The following is a 16,009-nucleotide window of genomic DNA, read 5'->3' as shown; positions in this document are numbered from 1 at the left end:
CGAGTCGCTACCGACATCACTGCTGGCAAAAGGATCGGGGGAGCGCTCATCACTCATGCGGCGCCTCCATTCCAACGGGCTGCTGAATCAGGTTCTCTAGGAAAAACGCAAGCTGGCCCGACGGCTTGCGCGGCAGAGGCCAATCGCTCACCCGCATTGCCAAGTCCCGGAACGCCCGCGAGGCCGGCGCACTCGGGGCATAATCGAGCACTGGCCGTTGCTTTTTCACCGCCTCTCTCAATGCCGGGTCAAATGGAATGCTGCCGCTGTAGATCAGACTGACTGTTAAAAACTGCTCGCAGACACCTGCCAGCTTTTGAACCAAGCGGCGCCCCTCGTCTTCGTCGCTAACCATATTGGCCAGAATGCGGAAACGTTGGCGGCCAAAATCACGATTCAATAATTTGATCAGCGCATAGGCGTCGGTCAGTGACGAGGGCTCATTACAAACCACCACCAGCACCTCCTGGCAGGCGTTGGTAAAGGTTAAAACGGTGTCGGTGATCCCCGCTGCCGTGTCGACGATCAATACGTCCAGCTGCGCGGCCAGGTCACTGAATGCCCGGATCACACCGGCATGCTGTAACTCACTCAGGCGAGTCAGCTGCCGTGCGCCGGAGGACGCCGGGATAATGCGCACACCAGACGGCCCGCTGATCATTGCGTCTTCCAGCGAACACTCACCACTAAGGACCTGCTCAATAGTCTGCGGGGCCGACAGCGACAACAAAACATCAACGTTAGCCAAGCCAAAGTCGGCGTCGAGAATCGCCACGCGCTTCCCCTGGTGCGCCAGCGCCACAGCGGTATTGATAGCGACATTGGTTTTTCCTACACCGCCTTTGCCGCCGCTTACCCCAATAACCTGAACCGTCATAAAGCGCGTCTCCCGGCAAGGGTGTTTTGCGGGTATCGATAGCTACCAAGATAGCGGTGCCGAGTATCGAGGTATTGCAATCCGATTTGGGCCAGCTCGCGCCTCAGCAGCCGCTGATGAAGCGTGGGACAATCAACAAATACCAGGCCGCTGGCGGTCGACCACGCCTCCCGGTATGCCTCATACACGGGATTTACACGCATGGTGCCGAGTAAGCCGCCCAGCCAAAGCCCAAAGAAAATCAACGCGCCGGGCAGGGCGTAGCGAACCACTGCCTGCATCGCCTCGGAGAGCTCGCGGCTGTATGGCCAGAGCACGGTAATCAACACCACTGACATGACAGCGGCCCAGACTGCACCACGCCAGCTGAGCCCAGGAATATCACTCAGCTGCAGCTCATTGAGATGTGGCAGCGACGCTGCCGGAGAACGCGCATCGTCCCTCGCCCACAACCGCAGGCGCCAGTGCGTGCCCTGCTCACGCTGCATCTGCGCCCAACATTCCAGTGCAGACAGTGCGGGTGCGTCGGGAATAACAAATACCAGTTTATTCATAAGCTATCGCAGCGACTGCAAACGTTCGGTGGCACTCACAACCTCGGTCAGCCGAATACCGAGTTTGTCATCAACCACCACCACCTCTCCCCGCGCAATCAGTCGACCATTGACGAGGACATCCAGCGGTTCACCTGCTTGGCGGTCCAACTCCACCACCGCGCCCTGCTGAAGTTGCAACAGGTCGCGAATGGCCATGTCACTGCCACCCACCTCCAGCGTGACGCGGACGGGAATGTCCATCACCATATCGAGGTCCGGCGCCGCCGCTGTGCGCTCTCGAAGCCGGGCCTGCCCCAGCAGGTCAGACGCTCCAGACGACTCTCCCTCTTCCGCTTCTATTTGCTGACGCAGCATCTCACGCTCTCGCCGCAGGTTTTCTGGCTCTGTCATTGCCTCACTCCTTATACACTATGCGCGCCCTTTTATTTTTAACGCCAACTGCCCCTTGCTCATACCGACACTGGCCTTGAGCAGCGATACGCCGGATGCGCGAATTTCGGCTTGCTGACAACTCCCCAAGCTCAGCACATCCCCCACTTTTAAATTGGCGACCTGCCCCAGTGTCATCGCCTTATCTGCCAACACGCAGCGGGTAGGCAGTGGCGTATCCAGCACGGCGCGATGCATGGCGCCTTGCCACTGCGGGTCGGGTGCCCGGCTCTGCGCCAACTCACTCTGAGAGAGACTCTCTCGCAAGGGCTCGAGCATTGCCAGAGGAAAACACATATGCAGCTCGCCACCGCCACCGCCCTCGGCATCCAATTGAAAACGGCAAACCACAACGGTGTCCGCCGCGCCAACGATATTGGCCAGCGAGGGATTCAACTCGGTGCCCATCGGCTTACACTGCAGTGCGGCAACAGGCTTGCACGCTTCTTCAAAGTCAGCATGAGCGCGGCTGAGGAGCTTGCCGATCAAACGCCGCTCGGAGGGGCTAAAATCGCGACCATCCGGCACACCCTGGGCCTCACTGCCGCCGAAGTAGATTTCCACTAAGCGAAAGACCAAGCGCGCATCAAAGACCATCATCGCCGTACCCAGTAGCGGCTCGACGCGCATTAAATTCATACTTGAGGGGATATACAGCGAGTGAAGATATTCCGCGTAGGGCGAGAATTGTAGCTCCAGCAGGCTGACATCAACGTCCTGCCCCAGCACGTCGAGCAAACTACTGCGAAAATGTTCGGCAAAGCGCTTACTCAGTTGCTCTAAACCCGGCAGGCGACGTGCCTTCGGTTGCTGCCGACTGGCCAGATCAAACTGGGCATAGCTGGGCTTGGGCTCGATGCCGGGAACTGCTGGCTCGTCCTTCACGGCGGCCAGTAGCGCGTCTATCTCTGCTTGAGAAAGCAAATCCTTCATCGCTGCTTCTGCCCCCTCGGCCACCACCAGCCTGTGTTAGTCAAAAAAATGACGCGCACTTAACAACGCTCCCTGAGTACCCGAAGTGTTGTTGCCAAATGTTCCTCAACACGCCGAAGCGCCAGGTTTGCCGCCGCGGAATCTGTGTCCTTTGCGGCACCCTCCAGGCACTTGCACTCCTCAGCCAAAGCCAATGCAGCCATCCCTAATGCCCCCCCTTTTAAGGTGTGCGCAATGCGTCGCAGCCGCTCAAAGTCGCTGGCGGCGAAGGCGTCTTGCGCATCAGCGATACGCTGCTGACAATCGCGCTCAAAACTCGCGACCAACACACCGATATCACTGCCCATAACCCGCCGAAGTTCATCGTATTGTTGCTGGTCAATTGTTGTCATAGCTATCCCTGCAAAAGCCAATAAGCTGGTTAGTTTCCAAGTGATAATTTGCGACTGTCGAGCACGATCTCGCCAACACCTGCCAGCCGTTTAGCGGCGGCAACAAGCTCCTGTTTGGCGAGCTCTACTTCGCCGTTAGAGGGCTGCCCAAGCAGACGCTCTTCAGGGTGCTGACTCTGCAACGCGTTTTGCAATGCCGCACGTAATTCACCGGTGGCGCCTTCAAGCGCACGCAGCGCGGTCTGCGGGTTGAGCTGAGATACCAGATTTTTCATATCGGCCTCCGTCAAGCGCTGCAACTGATCAAACCCAAACATCTGGTCTTCAACACGCTCGGCCAGGCCTGGGCGATGCTCCCTCAAGCCCTCCAACAACGCACTTTCATCGGCAACATCCAGCTCATTAAGCAACGCGGCTGCCAGGCTTTCCCCGGTTAAACGGCGGCCACTGTGGCCACGCGCGTTCAAGTATTCTTCAATCAACCAATCCAATTCCGCCAACGCAGCGGTCGACAGGGACTCCAGCGACGCCAAACGGCTGAGTAACTCCCTGCGTCGCTGGGGGTCAAAACAGGTAATAACGGCCGCCCCCTGCGCCGGTTCCAAACAGGCGATCAGTACGGCCTGTATTTGCGGATGCTCCCTGCGAAGCATGTCCGCTATGGTATCTGCCGCCAACCATTTCAATTTAGCGATCTGCTGCGACTGCCCCTGCAGCGCCAGGTTGCTTTTCACCAGGGCCGCCCGCTCTTCACCGAGGGCCTCCTCAAGCAAATCGCGAATATCTTCTGCCTGGCTGGGCCGCACCAGGGAAAACTGCAGCATATCGTCGTTAAAGCGTGCCAGTAATTGCGCTAGCTGCCCGGCATCCGGCGTTGCCAGGGTGGCCATATAGCCGGTCAATGCTTGAATTCGTTCCGGGCTGAATTCACGCATCACGCTTGCGGCAACTTTCGCCTCCAGGGCCATTAGCACCATGGCGGCTTGCTCGGGGGAGCACTGTGAGGTTTGCCCGTCCAGCCAGTGATCAATCACCGCCGCGACACGCGCTGGTTCATCCTCAGCGGTGGTGCGCAGCAAACGCAAATGAACACCGTAGTCGACCCGTTTATGTTTTTTGACTCGGGGTTTGGTCGCTGGCTGCGACATAAGTTGTATAAATAGCGCAACGGAGAGGCTTGCGCCGCCGGACAACAGGCTCACACTGAGCCACTCCGCCTGCCTGAGCAGCGCCGCGACCGCTGCACCGCCGAGCAATGCGACCAGCAGGAAAAACTGGAATGTAATCAGCACGCGCGGGGCTATTGCCATTGGCTAGCCCCTCCACTAATAGTCATTTTTTTGACAGCGCTGATTTTCAAAGCCACTCAAACCCGTTTCGTCAAATTATTGACAGCAGCACCTGCGCATATACATTGGTTATCAATGACTTACGCGACTAGTTACTGCCTACACTGACTGTAATGCAGGTTTTAGGCCAGCTGAGCTTACAGCCGCACTTCGACAAAAGGCAGAGACTGAGGGCCACCCGCATCAATGCTCTGGGCGGCGTCAAAGGGGTGAGCCTCGCGCTCGGCAGAGCGGTCAATATTGAGGTTGGCAAAGTCAAACAAGTCGCGATCTGCGAGCTGTGAGGGAGCAATGTTTTGCATTGCCGAGAAAATTTTCTCTATGCGGCTACCATCCTGCTTTTCCCACTCCAGAAGCATCTTGCGGATATTCTGGCGCTGCAGATTTTCTTGCGAACCACAGAGGTTGCAGGGAATGATGGGGAACGCTTTATAGGTTGAAAAGCGTTCGATATCCGCCTCCCGGCAATACGCCAGCGGGCGAATAATGACATTGCGCTTGTCGTCAGACAGCAGCTTTGGCGGCATCGCAGCCATCCTGGAGCCATAGAACATATTTAAAAACAGCGTCTGTACGATATCGTCTTTGTGGTGTCCGAGTGCGATTTTCGTGGCGCCAATTTGCTCGGCAAAGCCGTATAGTGTTCCCCGCCGGAGTCGCGAACACAACCCACAGGTGGTCTTGCCCTCGGGGATTTTCTCTTTGACGATTGAGTAGGTGTCTTTGTTAACAATGTAGTACTCGATACCCAGCGTCTCGAGGTATTCGGGAAGAACATGCTCAGGGAAACCCGGCTGCTTCTGGTCCATATTCACCGCGATCAACTCGAAGGAGACCGGTGCGCTCTTTTGCAGGTTCATCAGGATATCGAGCATGGTGTAACTGTCTTTACCACCGGACAGGCAAACCATTACCCGGTCGCCCTCTTCGATCATCTGAAAATCCTCTATCGCCTGCCCGGTGTGGCGGCGAAGGCGCTTCTGCAACTTGTTAAATTCCAGCTTAGACATTGCCGGCGTCGCAGAACTCGGGGTTTCAGAAGCGGAAAACATAGCTATTGCCTGTGTATCGGTGAACGAAGACGAGCGGCGCATTATATAGAGTTGGCTAAATATCAGCCACAAAGGCTTGAAAAATTCCCCTTCCGGCGTTGGAAACGCCGCTGCGACTGGTAATCTTTGCCTTAGGTGTCTATTATTAGCGCGCCAAAATCTGCTGGCATGAGGTGTTATTTTTACACGGCCAGACCCCGGCACGGGTGCATGCCGGATTGTGTAATCCACGTCCGGTCGCACCCGCTCACAACCGGCTTAAGACCAGATCACTTACCAGAAAGGGAACGCTCCATGAAACAACCCGTTCGTGTCACCGTTACCGGTGCAGCAGGCCAGATTGGCTATGCACTGCTTTTCCGTATCGCTTCCGGCGCTATGCTGGGCGACGATCAGCCCGTCATTCTGCAACTGCTGGACATCACTCCTGCTCTGGACGCGCTGGAAGGCGTAAAAATGGAGCTTGAAGACTGTGCCTTCCCACTGCTGAGCGGTGTTGTCTGCACTGACGACCCCAATGTTGGCTTCAAGGACAGCGATTACGCCCTGCTTGTTGGCGCTCGCCCACGTGGCCCCGGCATGGAGCGCAAGGACCTGCTGGAAGCAAATGCCGCGATCTTCTCTGTTCAGGGTAAAGCGATCGACGAAAACGCCAGCAAAGATATCAAAGTACTGGTAGTCGGCAACCCTGCCAACACCAACGCTCTGATCACGCAGCGCAATGCGCCTTCTATCAACCCGCGCAACTTCACTGCAATGACTCGCCTGGACCACAACCGCGCGATGACGCAGATTGCTCAGAAAACCGGCAAAACCGTTAACGACGTAACGAACATGACCATCTGGGGCAACCACTCTGCCACTCAGTACCCGGATCTGTTCAACGCAAAAGTTGCGGGTGAAACGGCCTCTGACCTGGTTGATCAAGAATGGCTGGAGAACGACTTCATCCCAACGGTTCAGCAGCGTGGCGCAGCCATCATCAAGGCACGCGGTGCGTCTTCTGCAGCGTCAGCAGCCAATGCGGCTATCGACCACATGCGCAGCTGGGCACTGGGTACTGAAGGTGACGACTGGGTATCTATGGGCGTATACAGCGACGGTAGCTACGGCATTCAAGAAGGCCTGATCTACTCCTTCCCCTGCCGCTGCAAAGGCGGTGACTGGGAGATCGTTCAAGGCGTTGACGTCAACGATTTCAGCCGTGCGAAAATGCAGGCGACTGAGCAAGAGTTGGCTGAAGAGCGCGACGGCGTTAAGCACTTGCTGCCCTAAGGCATCGTGCCAGGCAGTAAAGGAAAAGGCGGCCTTCAGGCCGCCTTTTTTGTAAGCGCGTAAATAGAACCAGCCATCAACGGGGACATATCAATGAATAAAACCGCAGTGGTACTCGGTGGCACAGGCCTGGTTGGCAGTGCATTGCTGGAACTCTTGGTTCACAGCCCAGCATTCTCTAACGTGCGCTGCATCAGTCGCCGGGCTCCCCACCTCGACCATCCCAAATTAACGCATTGTCACGCTGATTTTGAGCAATTGGAAAATTACGCAGAGGCGTTTCAGGGCGACTGTCTCTTTTCCTGCCTAGGAACAACGCGCAAGCAGGCGGGCTCACTGGCCGCTCAGCGTCGCGTCGACGTGGATTATCAGCTTCGCGCCGCTCAAATAGCCGCCCAACAGGGCGTGCCACACTATTTGCTTGTGTCAGCCATGGGCGCGAATGCGGATAGTCTTAGCGCCTACATGCAAATGAAGGGCGAGTTAGAGGACGCGGTCATTGCGCTTAACTTCGCAAGCACCAGCATATTTCAACCGTCGCTGCTAACAGGTGCTCGCGACCAACGCCGCTGGGCAGAATCACTCTCCGCCCCGCTTATGGAAGCCGCCTGCCACCTTCCGGGCTTAAAAAACTACCGGCCGATTTCAGGCACACAACTGGCACAAGCGATGCTGGAGCGCAGCCTGGAAAACACTCAAGGCCTCAAGCGCTACCGCCTGGGGGAGTGTTTTCCAAAGTCAGAGTAGCCCCCTCAGTCGGGCTCGTCGGCAAACAGCGCACTCGCGCTAAGGCCATTGCTTTCAAACATGCCCCGTAGGCTTTTTAAGGCCTCAACCTGGATCTGCCGAACCCGCTCGCGGGTCAAGCCGATCTCACGCCCGACCTCTTCCAGTGTTGCCGCCTCGTGGCCGCGCAACCCAAATCGCCTTACCACCACTTCTCTTTGCTTATCGCTCAGCTCATCGAGCCAGTGGTCAATGCTGTCGGAGAGGTCATCATTTTGCAGAATTTGACTGGGGTTTAGCGCGTTGTGGTCGGCGATTGTATCCAGCAGCACTTGATCTGAGTCCTGCGCCAGGGGCACATCCACCGACGCCACACGCTCTTTTAGCCCACACAGGCGCTTGGCCTCGGCAACAGGACGATTCAACTCCCTTGCCATCTCTTCAGGCGAGGGCATGTGGTCCAGCTTTTGGCTCAGCTCGCGCTCCGCGCGCAAATAACTGTTGAGCTCTTTTACCACGTGTATCGGCAAACGAATCGTGCGGGTCTGATTCATAATCGCCCGCTCAATAGTTTGGCGAATCCACCAGGTGGCATAGGTAGAAAAACGAAAGCCGCGCTCAGGGTCAAACTTCTCAACGGCGCGAATAAGCCCCAAATTTCCCTCTTCCACCAAGTCGAGCAAAGTAAGGCCTCGATTTAGATAGCGGCGGGCAATTTTCACCACCAAGCGCAGGTTACTCTCTATCATGCGCTTGCGACCGGCCTCATCGCCTTTGCGAGCCAGGCGCGAGTAATAGACTTCTTCATCGGCAGTGAGTAACGGCGAGTAGCCGATTTCGTTGAGGTATAGTTGAGTAACATCTAACTCAGCGCTGTGGCGCTTACTGCGTTTTAAGCGACTGATGCCTTTCTCAGTTGTGGATTCTTGTTGTTTTTCTATATCCGTATCTGCCACGCCCTTAACAGGCCGCGACGCTTTTCCGTTCGATTCATATACCCGCATCGTCGAATCCTTATGCAAGATTGTTATTGTTTCGACTTGGGTGACGCCCTCTTGCTCCTCCTCTTCTACCGCCGCGGAAGCAGCTTCAAGGGATCAACCGGTTTTCCGTCAATTCGAACTTCAAAATGCAATTTCGCCGAGTTCGTACCGCTATCGCCAAGTTCAGCGATCGTTTGCCCAGCGTTAACGCTCTCTCCCTCTTTTACCAGCAAGCGCCGATTGTGACCGTAGGCACTTAAGTAGCGCTCTGAGTGTTTCAATATAAGCAGGTTGCCGTAACCGACCAGGCCACTGCCTGCATAAACGACAACACCACTCTTCGATGCCCTTACAGGCTCACCCATTTTACCTTTGATATCAATACCCTTGTGGGCCTGCCCGGTCGCAACAAACCCTCGCGTAAGCGGCCCCTTTACCGGCCAGCGCCATGACTCCTTCGCGGCGCTACGCGGCGGCGACGGCTTTTTCGCAATGGTCTTTTTTTGAGGCTTTACGGTTGGCGTAGGGGTTTTTACTGAGGGTGAAGAAACGGATTTCCCCGCGATTTTTTTCGGCGCGGACGGCGCAGCATAACGCTCTTTCAACATGATCGCCTGGCCGGGGAAGATGGTGTACGGCGCTCGAATGTTGTTAGCGTTCGCTAACCGTTTAACGTCGAAGCCGTAACGCCATGCGATTGAAAAAAGGGTGTCACCACGGCTGACAATATAATAGGGCGGCGGTTTTTCTGAGGGGTTGTATCGGTCAACTACCGGCGCAGCACGATGGGGAGCACTGCATGCGCCAAGCGCCAACAACAGCACAGCCACAAGCAGCGTGTATCCTACCCTCTTCACTGACGCGGAACCTTCATAGCGAGCTTTCCAGTGGCAATTTGTCATTGGCAACGACTCATTGACCCTAAAGCGAACAAAAGATTCTTTTTATCCGCAGCAGGATCAAGCGGGTTTTGATTATTATCAGTGATTTAAACGCCTCGGCTTATGTAAAAATAATCTTAAAAAAGTCTCAATTTCTACTGGCTACGCGTTCGAGCAAAAGGACAGTCGCGAAACCCACGGCCATCAGCAGCGCACACATCAACCACTGGGGATCCGCCTGTTCAGCGTACTGCATGGGCAAGACATTATGCCAATCGACGCTGTGCTCATCGGTTAATAACCGCCCCGCTGAGGAAAGCTTCCACGGCCAGATCACCGCCAATGATCCCAGCAGAATCCCCGTCAGCGTAGCCAGCAACGAGCGCCGGTGGGTGTGCATCAGGTAGCTAAGCAGGCGCACAAATAACATCAGGCCCGTGGCGCAACCCAGCATGAACACCGCGATCATGCCAAGGTCCATCGACTTAATGGCATTGATAATGGGCTCATACATCCCCAGCAACAGCAGGATAAAACTGCCTGAAATTCCCGGCAAGATCATCGCGCATATCGCCACCGCACCCGCGCCATAAACGGTCAGCATATTCACCGGCACCTCAGCCGGGCGCAGCGCGGAGATGGCCAGCGCGAAAACCAAGCCCAGTACAACAAAGCCAACAGGCTGACCCCGGCCGGGAATCTGTTGGTAGACAAACAATGCCGACGCGAGAATCAACCCGAAAAAGAAGGCTGCCAGCAATAGCGGATGAGTAGCCAGAGCCCAGGATATCGCCCGTGCCAGCGACAACACACTAATGGCGATTCCCAGCAATAAACTCAGCAGAAAACCGCCGTTAACGTACTGCCATGCCGCCGACGGACCACGCGTGAACAACAACTTGAGTGCCTGCAGGTTGCAGGCTTTCAAACTTTCAATCAGCTGGTCGTAAATACCGGTGATGAAGGCAACCGTTCCCCCCGAGACTCCCGGTACAATATCAGCAGCACCCATTGCCGCCCCGCGCAGCATCACGCCGGCGCTAAAGCCCTTCATACATCTTCCTTAATTGAATTTGGCAACACGTTTAGGCGACAACACCACCCACCAAGGGCACAAATAACACCGGTTCAATGCATTGCTCTTCAATGCCGTCTTCATGGCGGTCGTAAACATATAGACTCTGCGGTTTGCCCTGTTCACCGACGGGAATAACCAGCCTGCCGCCCACCGCGAGTTGTTCTAATAACTCAGCTGGCACCACCTCTGGCGCCGCCGCCGAGAGTATCGCATCGAAGGGCCCACGCTCAGGCCAGCCCATACCGCCGTCAGCATGGCGCAAATGCACATTGTGCAGGCCCAAATGGCGAAGGCGCTTACGCGCTTTCTCTTGCAAGGGACGGATACGCTCAACACTGAACACGCGCCCGACGTGTTGCGCCAGAATGGCTGTTTGATAGCCCGATCCTGTGCCCACTTCCAGCACGCGCTCACGCGGGCCATTGGCCAATAACAGCTCTGTCATACGGGCGACAATATAGGGCTGAGACAGGGTTTGCTGAAAGCCTATCGGCAGCGAACTGTCCTCATAGGCGCGGTGAGCCAGCGCTTCATCCAGGAAAATATGCCGCGGCGTGGCGCGAATGGTATCCAGGACTTTTTGATTGCTAATACCCTGCGCTCGCAAACGCTCAATCAGTCGATCCCGGGTACGCTGGGACGTCATCCCAATACCTTGCAAGTTAATACTGCTCACCTTTGCTCTTCTCTGTTTTATGGCCTTCAGGCGTTAATAAATTCTCTCACAAGCGCTGTAGCGAAACAGCCACTGGGCAGTGAAAACTGCAACTGCAGATGATCATCACTTAACCACTGCCAGCATAATTCCTTTGGAACAACCCGCAGACTGCGCCGCTCCATTTTCATGCCGTGGCGCAGTAAACCGTCGCACAGCGTTTTATGGGCAGCAAACACCGATTGTTCAATGGCGTCCACCTCGGCGGTAACACTGTGGCGCGCCACCTTGCCAAACAACGGGCCACTGGGGTGAATATCCCCCTCGGCGATGCGTTTTTCGATATCCTCATCCGGCTCAGCCACAAAAACACTGCCGCTGTCGCGCAAGCTATATAGCTCACCCTCTAAGGGCGATAGCCACGTTCCTGCCTGCAATCGTAATGCCAAAACCTCATTAAACAGGTAAGAGCGCGCCGAGGACAGGTAAATACTTCGCTGAAATCGCTGAGGTTTACTCTCTCCCTCAAACCAAGCGCGGCACTGCTCGATATTCGCACCCTCGTGGCCAAAGCGCTGTTCACCGAAATAGTTGGGGTAGCCGGCGCACAGTATCTTCAGACGGCGATCGATGTCATCGCGGTCACCAACCACCTCGCGCAGGCGAATCACAAAGCGATTGGCACGGTGACTGCCAGGGCGCAGTTTCTGCCGGTGCCGCCCCCAGCGCTGTACCTTCCAAAAACTGTCGCCCGATAGCTCAGCAATATCGTCCCAGTCTCGCCCCTGCTTACCCGGCAGATGAACGCAGAACCATTGCCGAGTTAAGGCATATCGGTCCTTCAATCCACTATAGGTAACGGCTTTGAGGGAAACACCGGCTAGGTCAGCGATACGACGGGCAACATACTCGGTGTTATTGCCACGCTTCTCCACCCACAGCCAATCGAATTCACCATCGAGGCTAAATTCAACATCAAACTGTTCTTCGACTTCAAAATCCTCGGGCACGCTGCGCAGGCGTCCGCGCGCCTGAGGAACGCCGAGATAGGTGGGCCAGTCAGGCAGCATTGGTATCGCGCTCAAGCAATACAACAGCGTCAACGGCAATGCCCTCTTCCCGGCCCACGAAGCCAAGTTTTTCAGTCGTGGTTGCCTTCACGCTAATATCAGCCAGCGCCACATTCAGGACGCTCGCAAGGCGCTGACGCATAACGGGGATATGCGGGGCGAGCTTTGGCGCCTGAGCGGCGATGGTAATATCGGCATTTCCCAGTACATAGCCTTTCTGCTTTATCAGCGCGTAACAATGCGTTAACAGCTCAGCACTATCGGCGCCCTTGTATGCCGCATCGGTGTCGGGAAAATGCTGACCAATATCGCCCAGTGCCAAGGCACCGAGCAACGCATCGCAGAGCGCGTGAATGGCAACATCACCGTCGGAATGCGCCTCCAGCCCTTGGTGGTGATCGAGCCGAATACCGCACAAAACAATGTGATCCCCGCTGCCAAAGCGATGAACATCGTAGCCGTGACCAATACGCACACTACTCATCACCGCACTCCTTCACGCGACTGCGCCTGCAAATAGAATTCCGCCAATGCTAAATCCTCGGGATAGGTCACTTTGATATTCGCGGCACTGCCTGCCACCAGCAGTACGCTGCCGCCACAGTGTTCAATCGCAGACGCTTCGTCGGTTACCGTCAAGCGGTGCTCTCGGCAGTAGCGCAGCGAGGACACCAGTTCTCCATAGCGAAATACCTGCGGCGTTAGCGCGCGCCACAAGCCGCTGCGGTCCAGGGTTTCTTCAACCTCATTGGCTTGGCCCGCACGTTTTACAGTATCGACAATCGGCGCCGCCAACAGGCCACCGCACTGCTGAGAAAGCGTAGCCTGAATCAGCGCCGACAAATCGGCCGACGTCAGGCAGGGCCGCGCGGCATCGTGCACCAACACCCAATCTGCATCACTGGCCTCACCGCGCAGCGTCAGCAGTGCCATCTCCACAGAGTCAGCACGTTCACTGCCGCCAACGACGGCCCGAACCCGGGGGTGATGGCTTAAGGGCAGAGAGGAAAACTGCTCGTCACTGGGGTGGAGAGCAAACAACACGGCTGATATTTGAGGTTCAGCCAGCAGGGCTGATGCACTGTGTTCGATAACCGTGCGACCAGCGAGAGGCATGTACTGCTTGGGACGCTCACTGGCAAAACGGCTGCCTCGGCCGGCCGCTGGAATAATGGCCCACAAACGCTGTGTCACGGTGAGTCTTCTATGATGAGATAAAACGTTTCGTCCTCGCGAATCAACCCCATATCATTCCGGGCTCTCTCCTCGATGCTATCGAGGTTATTCTTGAGGCTATGCACCTCACCCAGCAGCCGATCATTGCGCTGCCGAAGCGCGGTATTGTGTTGCTGTTGTTCGCCAATTTCCCGCCGCAGACTAACAATCTGCTCCCAACTGCCGCTGCCATTCCACAGGCGCAATTGCAGCGCAAGCAGTAATACCAGTAGCAGTAGCAGCAATCGGCGGCGGGTCATTGCTTATCCTTTGTCGGTGCTCAGAGGCCACGTTTGCCTCTGAGCACACGTACACAGTGCGATCAGGCGCGGAACTCATCGCGACCGCGATAGGCTGCGCCGAGTTCTGCTTCAATACGAAGCAAGCGGTTGTACTTAGCAACGCGGTCAGAGCGACACAGTGATCCGGTTTTGATCTGGCCAGCAGAGGTTGCAACCGCCAAATCGGCGATCGTGGTGTCTTCTGTCTCACCGCTGCGGTGAGAAATCACAGCCGTGTAACCGGCATCTTTTGCCATTTTGATTGCATCCAGTGTCTCGCTCAGCGAGCCGATTTGGTTGAATTTAATCAAAATTGAGTTGGCGATGTTGTTATCGATACCGCGCTTCAAGATGCTGGTATTGGTCACAAACAGGTCGTCGCCCACCAGCTGCACACGCTCACCAGTCAGCTCAGTCAGTGCGGCCCAGCCGTCCCAATCGCTCTCATCCATACCGTCTTCGATAGAAATAATGGGGTAGCGCTGAGACAAGCCGTCCAGATAGGCGGCAAAGCCGGCGGCATCAAACTCTTTACCTTCGCCGCTAAGCTTGTACTTACCGTCTTTGTAAAATTCAGAGGCCGCGCAATCCAGCGCCAGAGTCACGTCTTCGCCAAGGGTGTAACCGGCGTTAGAAACCGCCTCTGCTATAACTTCCAGAGCCGCTTCGTTCGAGGGCAAGTTGGGAGCAAAACCGCCTTCATCACCCACAGCGGTGCTGAGACCACGGCCGGCAAGCACCTTTTTCAATGCATGGAAGATTTCAGCGCCAATGCGCAGCGCTTCCGCAAACGTCGGCGCCGCAACGGGCTGAATCATGAATTCCTGAATGTCGACGTTGTTATCCGCGTGCTCGCCACCATTCAAAATGTTCATCATCGGCACCGGCATGGTGTACTGGCCTTCCGTACCGTTAATTTGTGCAATGCGCTGGTAAAGCGGAATACCTTTCTCTGTCGCAACCGCCTTTGCAGTCGCCAGAGAGACTGCCAAAATCGCGTTGGCGCCAAACTTCGCTTTGTTCTCGGTACCGTCGGCGTCGATCATCGCTTTGTCGATCGCACGCTGATCTTCGGCATCCATCCCCATCAACAGGTCGCGAATATCGGTATTGATATTGGCAACGGCTTTGGTCACACCCTTACCCAGGTAGCGCGACTTATCGCCGTCACGCAGTTCGAGGGCTTCACGTGATCCCGTCGATGCACCAGAGGGCGCACAGGCACTACCTACCGCCCCAGAGGCCAACACAACGTCTGCCTCCACGGTGGGGTTACCGCGAGAATCCAGTACCTCGTATGCCTTAATATCGACGATTTCTGCCATGGGGTGATCTCCTTCCTATAAGTCGTATCGCGACGCCGAGCGTCGTTATTGTTTTAAAAAATGAATAGGGTTTAGCGAATGTCCAGCGCCGGCAATGACTTCACAAGATCATCGACGGCTTTCATTTGCTGTAAAAACGGTTTCAGTGCAGACAGCGGTAGCGCGCTGGGGCCATCGCATAACGCTTGATCCGGATTCGGGTGCGCCTCCAGAAACAGCCCAGCCAGCCCCTGGCTCATCCCCGCCCGACCCAGCTCCGCAACCTGGTGACGGCGACCACCGGAGGCCGCGCCCATCGGGTCGCGACACTGCAGGGCGTGGGTAACGTCAAAAATTAGCGGCGCGCCGCCACTGACTTCACGCATAGTGCGAAAACCCAGCATATCGACAACCAGATTGTCATAGCCAAAATTACTGCCGCGCTCGCACAGCATGACTTTTTCGTTGCCACACTCCGCAAATTTCTCGACGATATTCTTCATTTGCGCGGGGCTCAGGAACTGCGGCTTTTTGATATTAATCACCGCATCGGTTGCCGCCATCGCCGCAACTAAATCAGTTTGCCGGGCGAGAAAGGCTGGCAGCTGAATAACATCGCAAACCTTAGCCACCGGCGCGGCCTGGTGAATTTCGTGAATGTCGGTGATCACCGGCACATTAAAGCTGCGCTTGATCTCTTCAAAGATTTTTAAACCTTCATCCATACCGGGGCCGCGGTAAGAATGAATGGAAGATCGATTGGCTTTATCGAAAGACGCCTTGAAAACATAGGGAATACCCAGCTCGGCGCACACCTCCACGTAGGCCTCCGCCACGCGCATGGCTAGGTCTCGCGACTCCAGTACATTCATACCACCGAAAAGCACGAAGGGCAGATCATTGCCCACATCCAAGCCAGCAACGTTGAGATGTTTATCCTGCATAGGGAACT

General features: G+C 55.9%; 19 protein-coding genes. 2 read left to right on the top strand and 17 right to left on the bottom strand.

Annotated features, from left to right (window positions below):
* Positions 1-49: 49 nt before the first annotated feature.
* The 7 genes from AC2Q8J_RS00580 to ttcA all read right to left on the bottom strand — a co-directional run bounded on the left by AC2Q8J_RS00580 (position 50) and on the right by ttcA (position 5,547).
* On the bottom strand, positions 50-877 hold the full coding sequence (locus tag AC2Q8J_RS00580; RefSeq protein ID WP_486451890.1) for a MinD/ParA family ATP-binding protein: 828 nt from the start codon (positions 875-877) through the stop codon (positions 50-52).
* Positions 874-1,431, bottom strand: coding sequence for a hypothetical protein (locus AC2Q8J_RS00575; RefSeq protein WP_486451889.1), 558 nt, complete (start codon positions 1,429-1,431; stop codon positions 874-876). Before AC2Q8J_RS00575 ends, AC2Q8J_RS00580 begins: the two co-directional genes overlap by 4 nt.
* 3 nt (positions 1,432-1,434) lie before the next feature.
* Entirely contained in the window at positions 1,435-1,824 is a 390-nt protein-coding gene (gene fliN / locus AC2Q8J_RS00570; RefSeq protein ID WP_204995788.1) for a flagellar motor switch protein FliN, read from the bottom strand.
* Between the two features lie 18 nt (positions 1,825-1,842).
* Positions 1,843-2,796, bottom strand: a complete 954-nt coding sequence (gene fliM / locus AC2Q8J_RS00565; protein WP_486451888.1) for a flagellar motor switch protein FliM — start codon at positions 2,794-2,796, stop codon at positions 1,843-1,845.
* A 59-nt stretch (positions 2,797-2,855) separates the two neighbouring features.
* Positions 2,856-3,188 (bottom strand): Hpt domain-containing protein, encoded by a 333-nt coding sequence (locus tag AC2Q8J_RS00560; protein WP_424142515.1) that lies wholly within the window; start codon positions 3,186-3,188, stop codon positions 2,856-2,858.
* 29 nt (positions 3,189-3,217) lie between these two features.
* Positions 3,218-4,498, bottom strand: coding sequence for a FliG C-terminal domain-containing protein (locus AC2Q8J_RS00555; protein ID WP_424142514.1), 1,281 nt, complete (start codon positions 4,496-4,498; stop codon positions 3,218-3,220).
* A gap of 176 nt (positions 4,499-4,674) precedes the next feature.
* Positions 4,675-5,547, bottom strand: coding sequence for a tRNA 2-thiocytidine(32) synthetase TtcA (ttcA, locus tag AC2Q8J_RS00550; RefSeq protein WP_424142524.1), 873 nt, complete (start codon positions 5,545-5,547; stop codon positions 4,675-4,677).
* Positions 5,548-5,883: 336 nt separating this feature from the next.
* Between ttcA and AC2Q8J_RS00545 the strand changes: the two genes are divergently transcribed.
* Both AC2Q8J_RS00545 and AC2Q8J_RS00540 read left to right on the top strand, forming a co-directional pair.
* Positions 5,884-6,864: a malate dehydrogenase gene (locus tag AC2Q8J_RS00545; protein WP_204995792.1), complete on the top strand. Its 981-nt coding sequence runs from the start codon at positions 5,884-5,886 to the stop codon at positions 6,862-6,864.
* 93 nt (positions 6,865-6,957) lie between these two features.
* A complete protein-coding gene (locus AC2Q8J_RS00540) occupies positions 6,958-7,611 on the top strand; it encodes an NAD(P)H-binding protein (protein ID WP_424142513.1) in 654 nt (217 codons plus the stop codon).
* 5 nt (positions 7,612-7,616) lie between these two features.
* Here AC2Q8J_RS00540 and rpoS read toward each other — a convergent pair whose 3' ends face one another.
* The 10 genes from rpoS to kdsA form a co-directional block, all read right to left on the bottom strand.
* A complete protein-coding gene (rpoS, locus tag AC2Q8J_RS00535; protein ID WP_204995794.1) occupies positions 7,617-8,594 on the bottom strand; it encodes an RNA polymerase sigma factor RpoS in 978 nt (325 codons plus the stop codon).
* Between the two features lie 65 nt (positions 8,595-8,659).
* A complete protein-coding gene (locus AC2Q8J_RS00530) occupies positions 8,660-9,430 on the bottom strand; it encodes a peptidoglycan DD-metalloendopeptidase family protein (RefSeq protein WP_338061826.1) in 771 nt (256 codons plus the stop codon).
* A 172-nt stretch (positions 9,431-9,602) separates the two neighbouring features.
* Positions 9,603-10,508 carry a DUF368 domain-containing protein gene (locus tag AC2Q8J_RS00525; protein ID WP_486451887.1) on the bottom strand — a complete coding sequence of 302 codons (906 nt, stop codon included), beginning with the start codon at positions 10,506-10,508 and terminating at the stop codon, positions 9,603-9,605.
* Between the two features lie 31 nt (positions 10,509-10,539).
* Positions 10,540-11,178, bottom strand: a complete 639-nt coding sequence (locus AC2Q8J_RS00520) for a protein-L-isoaspartate(D-aspartate) O-methyltransferase (RefSeq protein ID WP_204996048.1) — start codon at positions 11,176-11,178, stop codon at positions 10,540-10,542.
* Between the two features lie 56 nt (positions 11,179-11,234).
* On the bottom strand, positions 11,235-12,257 hold the full coding sequence (truD, locus tag AC2Q8J_RS00515) for a tRNA pseudouridine(13) synthase TruD (protein WP_486451886.1): 1,023 nt from the start codon (positions 12,255-12,257) through the stop codon (positions 11,235-11,237).
* Complete coding sequence (gene ispF / locus AC2Q8J_RS00510) at positions 12,247-12,741, bottom strand: 2-C-methyl-D-erythritol 2,4-cyclodiphosphate synthase (protein ID WP_486451885.1); 495 nt, start codon at positions 12,739-12,741, stop codon at positions 12,247-12,249. The genes truD and ispF overlap by 11 nt, the downstream gene beginning before the upstream one ends.
* Positions 12,741-13,451, bottom strand: coding sequence for a 2-C-methyl-D-erythritol 4-phosphate cytidylyltransferase (gene ispD / locus AC2Q8J_RS00505; RefSeq protein WP_486451884.1), 711 nt, complete (start codon positions 13,449-13,451; stop codon positions 12,741-12,743). The genes ispF and ispD overlap by 1 nt, the downstream gene beginning before the upstream one ends.
* Positions 13,448-13,732 carry a cell division protein FtsB gene (gene ftsB, locus AC2Q8J_RS00500; RefSeq protein ID WP_286695753.1) on the bottom strand — a complete coding sequence of 95 codons (285 nt, stop codon included), beginning with the start codon at positions 13,730-13,732 and terminating at the stop codon, positions 13,448-13,450. The genes ispD and ftsB overlap by 4 nt, the downstream gene beginning before the upstream one ends.
* Before the next feature lie 62 nt (positions 13,733-13,794).
* Complete coding sequence (gene eno / locus AC2Q8J_RS00495) at positions 13,795-15,078, bottom strand: phosphopyruvate hydratase (RefSeq protein WP_486451883.1); 1,284 nt, start codon at positions 15,076-15,078, stop codon at positions 13,795-13,797.
* Positions 15,079-15,149: 71 nt separating this feature from the next.
* Complete coding sequence (gene kdsA / locus AC2Q8J_RS00490) at positions 15,150-16,001, bottom strand: 3-deoxy-8-phosphooctulonate synthase (RefSeq protein ID WP_204995800.1); 852 nt, start codon at positions 15,999-16,001, stop codon at positions 15,150-15,152.
* Positions 16,002-16,009 lie beyond the last annotated feature (8 nt).

It is taken from the genome of Spongiibacter sp. C9W (genome assembly GCF_057370015.1).
This window is presented reverse-complemented; position numbering and strand designations above follow the sequence as displayed.

Bases quoted from the DNA above. Each gene is read 5' to 3' on its own strand.
- ftsB (WP_286695753.1), bottom strand. From the start codon at position 13,732: ATGACCCGCCGCCGATTGCTGCTACTGCTACTGGTATTACTGCTTGCG.
- ttcA (WP_424142524.1), bottom strand. From the start codon at position 5,547: ATGTCTAAGCTGGAATTTAACAAGTTGCAGAAGCGCCTTCGCCGCCAC.
- AC2Q8J_RS00560 (WP_424142515.1), bottom strand. From the start codon at position 3,188: ATGACAACAATTGACCAGCAACAATACGATGAACTTCGGCGGGTTATG.
- AC2Q8J_RS00525 (WP_486451887.1), bottom strand. From the start codon at position 10,508: ATGAAGGGCTTTAGCGCCGGCGTGATGCTGCGCGGGGCGGCAATGGGT.
- AC2Q8J_RS00545 (WP_204995792.1), top strand. From the start codon at position 5,884: ATGAAACAACCCGTTCGTGTCACCGTTACCGGTGCAGCAGGCCAGATT.
- rpoS (WP_204995794.1), bottom strand. From the start codon at position 8,594: ATGCGGGTATATGAATCGAACGGAAAAGCGTCGCGGCCTGTTAAGGGC.
- truD (WP_486451886.1), bottom strand. From the start codon at position 12,257: ATGCTGCCTGACTGGCCCACCTATCTCGGCGTTCCTCAGGCGCGCGGA.
- AC2Q8J_RS00575 (WP_486451889.1), bottom strand. From the start codon at position 1,431: ATGAATAAACTGGTATTTGTTATTCCCGACGCACCCGCACTGTCTGCA.
- fliM (WP_486451888.1), bottom strand. From the start codon at position 2,796: ATGAAGGATTTGCTTTCTCAAGCAGAGATAGACGCGCTACTGGCCGCC.
- AC2Q8J_RS00520 (WP_204996048.1), bottom strand. From the start codon at position 11,178: ATGACGTCCCAGCGTACCCGGGATCGACTGATTGAGCGTTTGCGAGCG.
- fliN (WP_204995788.1), bottom strand. From the start codon at position 1,824: ATGACAGAGCCAGAAAACCTGCGGCGAGAGCGTGAGATGCTGCGTCAG.
- AC2Q8J_RS00580 (WP_486451890.1), bottom strand. From the start codon at position 877: ATGACGGTTCAGGTTATTGGGGTAAGCGGCGGCAAAGGCGGTGTAGGA.
- AC2Q8J_RS00540 (WP_424142513.1), top strand. From the start codon at position 6,958: ATGAATAAAACCGCAGTGGTACTCGGTGGCACAGGCCTGGTTGGCAGT.
- ispF (WP_486451885.1), bottom strand. From the start codon at position 12,741: ATGAGTAGTGTGCGTATTGGTCACGGCTACGATGTTCATCGCTTTGGC.
- AC2Q8J_RS00555 (WP_424142514.1), bottom strand. From the start codon at position 4,498: ATGGCAATAGCCCCGCGCGTGCTGATTACATTCCAGTTTTTCCTGCTG.
- eno (WP_486451883.1), bottom strand. From the start codon at position 15,078: ATGGCAGAAATCGTCGATATTAAGGCATACGAGGTACTGGATTCTCGC.
- kdsA (WP_204995800.1), bottom strand. From the start codon at position 16,001: ATGCAGGATAAACATCTCAACGTTGCTGGCTTGGATGTGGGCAATGAT.